This is a genomic window from Kocuria nitroreducens (genome assembly GCF_042879195.1).
In the GTDB taxonomy this organism is placed as follows: domain Bacteria; phylum Actinomycetota; class Actinomycetes; order Actinomycetales; family Micrococcaceae; genus Kocuria; species Kocuria nitroreducens.
This window is the reverse complement of record NZ_JBHZTC010000070.1, coordinates 1-1424: the sequence shown is the minus strand read 5'-3', so window position 1 is coordinate 1424 and position 1424 is coordinate 1. Positions and strand designations below refer to the sequence as shown.

Below are 1424 nucleotides of genomic sequence, written 5' to 3'. Positions count from 1 at the left end.
GGCTCTTCAGAATCCAAGGTGTAGTCGCGGCCTGAACCCGCCGGTCTCCAGCAGTGATCTGGCGATGTAGTTGGTGAGGTTCCGGAACCCCAGCGCGCTGCCGCGCAGGTGCTCCAGCCGTCCGTTGATCGCCTCGGTCGGGCCGTTGGATGTGCCGGGGCGGTCGAAGTAGGCCAGCACGTCGGCGGCGCGCTTGGCCAGGGTCCGTCCGAGCCTGATCGCCTCGCTCAGCGCATCCGGGACGCCGTGGCGCAGGGAGTCGATCAACCGCCGCATCAGCTCTCGGCCTTGGGACCGGTCGGGCTGCCGGTAGGCGGTGATCATCCTCTGGTAGATCCCCCAGGTGGCTTCGACCTCGACGTGGGCGTCGGCCGTGAACAGCTTCTCCAGCCGGTCCTGCTGTTTGTCGGTGAGCAGGTCCGCTCCGGTGTGCAGGGTCCGACGAGCCGAGTAGAGGGGATCGCCCGCCCGGCCCCGGTGGCCACGGGTGTCCTGCTGAACGCGGCGCCGGCACTGATCCAGGGCGTCGCCGGCCAGGCGCACGACGTGGAAGGGGTCCATGACCGCCACGGCCTCGGGCAGCTCCTCGGTGGTGGCGGTCTTGAACCCGCTGAACCCGTCCATGGCGACCACTTCCACGCCCTGGCGCCAGGCGTCCTCGCGCTCGGCCAGCCAGTCCTTGAACGCCGCCTTGGAGCGGCCCTCGACCATGTCCAGCAACCGGGCCGGGCCCGTGCCGGCGCGGACCGGGGTGAGGTCGATGATCACGGTGACGTACTTGTCCCCGCGGCGGGTGTGCCGCCACACGTGCTCGTCGACGCCGATCACGGCCACGCGGTCGAACCGTGCCGGGTCCTCGATGAGGACCCGGCGGCCCTCGGTGAGGACCGCGTCGTTGGCGGTGTTCCACGACACTCCCAGGCCCTCAGCGACCCGGGCGACCGTGAGGTGCTGGCACACGATGCTCTCCAGCGCCCACCGCAGGCCCCGGCGCGAGAGCTTCGCCCGCGGCTCGGCGGCTTGCGAGGTGTCCTGGCGCCACACGTGCCCGCACCCGGTGCACCGGTAGCGGCGGACCGTGACCCGCAGGATCGTGGGGCGCCAGCCCAGTGGCTCGTGAGCCAGCCGCCGGATCACCGTGTCCCGGGGCGTCCCCTCGCAGCCGCAGCGACGGCACCACTGGTCCGCAGCCACGATCCGGCAGGCCAGGACCGCCCGGTCAGGCTCGAGGCGCTGCCCGACGACTTCGAGACCGAGCTCGTCCAGGCGGGCGAAGGTGGTCACATCAGGGCAGGCGAAGGTAGCGTCAGGCACGTCGAGGTCTTCCAGATGAGGTGTGTAGGAACCTTCATCTTCGGGAGGCCTCGACCCCTATCCGGCGACCGACGCGCCAACCCGCACTACACCCTCAACTCTGAAGAGCC

At 70.6% G+C, this 1424-nt stretch carries 1 protein-coding gene; it reads right to left on the bottom strand.

Annotated features, from left to right (window positions below; translation table 11 throughout):
* Positions 1 to 6 precede the first annotated feature (6 nt).
* Positions 7 to 1314, bottom strand: coding sequence for an ISL3 family transposase (locus ACFYE1_RS17380; RefSeq protein ID WP_387745780.1), 1308 nt, complete (start codon positions 1312 to 1314; stop codon positions 7 to 9).
* Positions 1315 to 1424 lie beyond the last annotated feature (110 nt).